Origin of the sequence: Planktotalea sp. (assembly GCF_018607995.1) — a bacterium.
Lineage (GTDB): Bacteria > Pseudomonadota > Alphaproteobacteria > Rhodobacterales > Rhodobacteraceae > Planktotalea.
This window is the reverse complement of the sequence record NZ_JABBAL010000010.1, coordinates 1-4,776: the sequence shown is the minus strand read 5'-3', so window position 1 is coordinate 4,776 and position 4,776 is coordinate 1. Positions and strand designations below refer to the sequence as shown.

The 4,776-nt window shown below is 52.1% G+C and carries 3 protein-coding genes and 1 pseudogene; 1 reads left to right on the top strand and 3 read right to left on the bottom strand.

Annotation, left to right across the window (positions count from 1 at the left end):
* Positions 1-150 precede the first annotated feature (150 nt).
* The 3 genes from QZ280_RS03560 to QZ280_RS03550 are packed head-to-tail and all read right to left on the bottom strand — an operon-like array spanning position 151 to position 3,058.
* Positions 151-972, bottom strand: a complete 822-nt coding sequence (locus tag QZ280_RS03560; protein ID WP_293441165.1) for a CoA ester lyase — start codon at positions 970-972, stop codon at positions 151-153.
* Between the two features lie 6 nt (positions 973-978).
* Positions 979-2,220, bottom strand: a complete 1,242-nt coding sequence (locus tag QZ280_RS03555; protein ID WP_293441163.1) for a CoA transferase — start codon at positions 2,218-2,220, stop codon at positions 979-981.
* A 4-nt stretch (positions 2,221-2,224) separates the two neighbouring features.
* Complete coding sequence (locus tag QZ280_RS03550) at positions 2,225-3,058, bottom strand: MaoC family dehydratase N-terminal domain-containing protein (protein WP_293441162.1); 834 nt, start codon at positions 3,056-3,058, stop codon at positions 2,225-2,227.
* 368 nt (positions 3,059-3,426) lie between these two features.
* Here QZ280_RS03550 and QZ280_RS03545 point away from each other — a divergent pair.
* Positions 3,427-4,395, top strand: a pseudogene (locus tag QZ280_RS03545) (IS5 family transposase).
* The last annotated feature ends 381 nt before the right edge of the window (positions 4,396-4,776 follow it).

Here is a 4,776-nt window from a genome sequence, read left to right as displayed (position 1 = left end):
CATCCCAAATTAGGGAATTTACAGGAAGTGTCCCGGGAGTCCGTACATATCTACACAGTGGCGGTGGACGGTTACCAATCATTGGCTGAATGTGCAGGCCCTCAGTGTTCATGTAGTCTAAAGCTGACTTTCTCATTGGTAAGACCGTCATCAAACACGTTTCGGCAAAAAACCCGTTTGCGATTTCAGAAGCAATTGTCTGGCCTTTTCTATTAAAGGGGTGTCAACCATCTGCCCATCCATCAGGATTGCAGCACCGTTTGCTGCCTCGTTAGCGTGCAAGATCTGTCGGGCCCATTTAAGCTGCTCATCGGACGGAGCAAAGGCAACCTTAATGGTTTCTATCTGGTTGGGATGAATAGCGAGTTTGCCACCAAACCCCAGCTGACGTGCGTAATTTGCGTCGGCCATCACACGCTCTGGTTCATTTACCAAAACGGTAACGCCATCAATGGGCGAGGGTAGGCAAAAGGCGCGCGAATATGTCACCAGAGACAAGCGCGCCAAAAGTAATGCTTCCGTGGTCTCATCGCACCCGATATCTAATGAGTAGTCGATCGACCCGAAGGCCAACTGGCACGTTGCCTCCGCCTGACAGATTTCCTGTAGGCCAACAATTCCGCAGGCAGTTTCAACCAAAGCGATGACAGGAATATCCGATCCGACTTGGTCAATGTCCGCTGCGGTCTCAGATTTAGGTAACATCACACCAATGCCACCAACACTGCGGACGAGCGCCATATCTGCGTCAAACCACTGCGATGTGGTGGCATTGACCCGGATGAAGCACGGGACCGGCAGATCGACCAGATAACTGGCCAAACCATCACGCGCCTTGGCTTTATCTGCGGCTGGTACGGCATCTTCGAGGTCAACTATAATGGCGTCAGCGCCGCTAATTGCAGCCTTGGCTATACGCTCGGGGCGCGTTGCTGGTACAAAGAGGGGCGCGACCGTGGATGAGATTTTCACCGCCACTTACGCGGCAGGCCGAACTATAGCGTAATGCGGGCTTTGGACAGTGCCTGTATCAAACAATTGCGCGATCTCAACATCTGGTAGGCCCACGACATCGCCCAGTATCTCTTCCGTATGCATCCCAAGGGTGGGAGCGGGTAAAGGTTCTTCCCTTTCAAATTGCGAGAAATTAAAAGGTGAGCCGGGCACAAGAAACTTGCCAAGGCCAGGCGTTTCAATATCTGCAAAAATAGGATTATCGATCGATAGGTCAGGATCATGTGCAAGCGCCGTTTCAAAATCGCGAAACACAGACCATGTCAGACTGTTGTCATCAAACAAGGTACCAATCTCTGCTCTGACCCGTTGGGCGAACCACGGTTTTAGAACTTCTGTAATTGCATCGCGATGGATATACCGCTGTCCTTCGTCTTCAAAATTTGCACCAAGGCGCGCGGCAAGTTGGTCCATTTGCGCACCCGTACTGGTGACCTTCACGATGCCCTGCCACTGACGCCGTGTCAGGCCGATAAGCATCACACGTTCGCCGTCAGCAGAAATGAAATCTTGGCCGTATGCACCGTAGAGCGCGTTGCCGGACTTTTGCCGTTTTGCGCCACCTGTCGCGGTATCACCGATAATGCCCAAATTACCGAGCATGGCTGCAGCCACGTCTTTGAGTGAAAACTCAACATCTTGGCCGGCACCCGTCCGCAACCGATGCCGCTCAGCGGCCAAAAGCGCAGAGACCATCATCTGACCGGCGATGCAATCCCATGCTGGTAGCGCATGCGCGACCGGTTCCTCCGATCCGACGGACCCCGTAATGGCCGGAAAGCCAAGCGCAGGATTGACAGTGTAGTCGACTGCGGGCCGTCCATGACGGTCGCCTTTCAGCGCCACCATGATCAGGTCTTTGCGATGTTTGGACAACGTTTCATGATCCATCCATCCGCGAACCTTGAGGTTGGTCAGAAACATCCCCGCGTCCTCGCCGGGGGCGGTGATGATTTGCGTTACCAATTCTCGCCCACGATCTGATTGCATGTCGACAGCGATTGACCGCTTGCCTTTGTTCATGCCCGCCCAAAAATGGCTTAGCCCATTGGCCGCGACAGGCCAGCGTGTCGCATCAAGCCCCCCACCGAGCCGGTCAAACCGGATGACGTCTGCGCCCATTTGCGCCATCGTCATGCCCGCAAGTGGGACAGCGACAAAGGCGGACCCTTCAACAACCCGCATTCCATTCAAAACTCCAGCCATCGCACTATTCCTCCCAGATTGTGTTTGCTTGCATCCCTTGGTGACCATCGACCAATCCTGTGCAAAGTTTCATGCCATCTTCTCTAGTCTCGCCAAACAGGTGCATGTCGTCAAAATGGAACATCGGATGAATGCCCCGGAACTGAAATTTACGCACGTCACGACCGCTGTGCCCCATCGCAGCCCGCAGCAGCAGCATCGCCTGCAATGGCCCATGCACGACCAGGCCGGGATACTTTTCAACGGATTGGGCATAGGGCAAATCGTAGTGGATTCGGTGCGCGTTGAATGTGATTGCCGAAAACCGGAACAAAAGAGGTTCCGCAACGGCGACAGCTTCTATCATATCTGGTTTCGACGGGACCGGCTTTGACTTTGGCGGCACAAAAATTTGCGGAATGTTGAGATAAACAATATCTTGGGTTTCTTCGACGCATAGCAAATCATCTTCAAAGATGGCATGGGCAACACTTACAAACAGCATCGGGCCAATTACGCCTTCTTTTTCTGTGATCGACTTGATTTCAGAGCGCCGCGTGAGGCGCGCACCAATATGAAGTGGCGCGTGGAATGTAAGCGTCCCCCCCGCCCACATCCGTCGTTCCAAATGAACGGGCGGCAAAAAACCCCCGAGTTTGGGGTGACCATCAGTGGATAGCTCCGTGGTGTCGACATTCGGAGTGAAAGCACACCAATGGGACAATAATGGCATGACGTCACCTGCCTGACCTGCGTCAAATCCGATCGTCGCCGCAAGACGCACAGCCGCGGTTTCGCCGAATACAGCGTAATCGTGGTGTGCCCGCCCGATCCATTGTGTGAGGTCAGTCTTTAACATCGTCTGCGCGTCCTCCAAGCCTCCGGTACAGATAATATACAACTCATAAGTATAAAAAATCAATTAATTATAATGACTTAACGGGATACAGCAGTATACAACCAACTAATATGCTGCGATGCGGCATGACTAAAGAACCGGAAACGTTCGTAAAGTTGACGACACTGCAGGTGCAGCAAAGATCGGTAATTTATTGCGATCTGTCACACTCAAAAAAGGTGTTTTTAAAGAAACTGAGCAACGTGAACGGGGTCAATTTGTCGAACAGCAAGCCACGAAACGGATGACGGCTTTAGGAAAGCAGCGGGCTTTGTTGCACAAATCGCCTGAGGGATTCACTGCATGAAACCAGCGTGATAGCTGAAGACATGAGCAGTTGGGGCCCTACGAAATACAAGACCAAAAATTGGTCGTCTTACAATGAAAGCTTGAAGTAGCGCAGATAGTTGTCGATTTGGTTTGATCCGGAGATGGTTTGGACGCCGCCGCCAAACGGCAGGCGAGGTCGGCAAAAGCAATTCAGTGATACCGCCATTCAGACGTGTCTGACATTGAAGGTCCTGTTTGGCATGCAGCGTCGGCAGACAACTGGGTTCGTCCATAGCCTGTTACGATTGGTCGGGCTGGACTGGACCGCGCCGGACTTCAGCAACTTATGTCGCCGCCAGAGAACACTGAATGTAGGCCTGTCATATCGAGGCTCCAAAGGTCCATTGCACCTCCTTATCGACAGCAAAGGCATCAAGGCCAAAGGTGGAGGCGAGTGGAGCGCCCGCAAGCATCCTTCTCACACATGCAAGCATGTGCTACCGGGCAGAGGGCGGCCCCAAACGCCGAATCTGACGGAAAATACATATTTGAATTGACGACGAAACATTGGAGGTTCGGACGTTCGAGGTCACCGGCAAAAACTCGGAGATGCTCCCATGCTGCCAGAACTTCGGAACCAAATCCCGCACGATCAGGACATCGGCAACGTCACAGCTGATGGGGCATATGACACGCGTAAATGCCTCGAGTCGATTGCCGCCAGAGGTGCCAATGCCGTGACCACTCCGCGCAAGAATGCCAAGCCCTGTAAGCTGACGAGCGCCGGAGCGATTGCCCAAAACTAAGCGGTCAGTCTGCAGCAATATCTGGGCCGCACCTTGTGGCAACGTTGGAGTGGATAACACCGCCGAAGCCGCGTCGAAACGAAGATGCACTGCAAAAAACTACTTGGCCAATCGTTGATGGTGAGGGGTTTTGATCGGCAGGTTGCAGAGATCCACGTCCGCATCGCTGTCCTCAACCGCTACACGGCTCTTGGCATACCTATTACGAAGCCTGTAAACTAAACCCGTATGTGGTAAGGCCAAGAGCGTCCTTCGCCTGATTTGTGCAACAAAGCCGACACGGACCACAAATTGAGTGTTGGATACAAGCGTGGCTAGGTTAAAGCCATGAAACAAACGTACACCATGAAACACTAATTATCAGACGTTTTCGCATCTTAGCATGCCAAATGCCACAGTTATGACACTGATCATACTAAACATCTTTGTTGGGGTCATATTTTTAAGTGTCATGTTATCCGTAAAGAATATCACCCATGTTAAGTAGAAGAATAGTATAAAGTATTAAAAAGACTGTCGGAGCTAGATAACCCTCAGCCGTTGCCTTCACACCCTCTATATTTGCCCAATCACTGTTGATAGTACGAAAGCCAAAAACGGCAG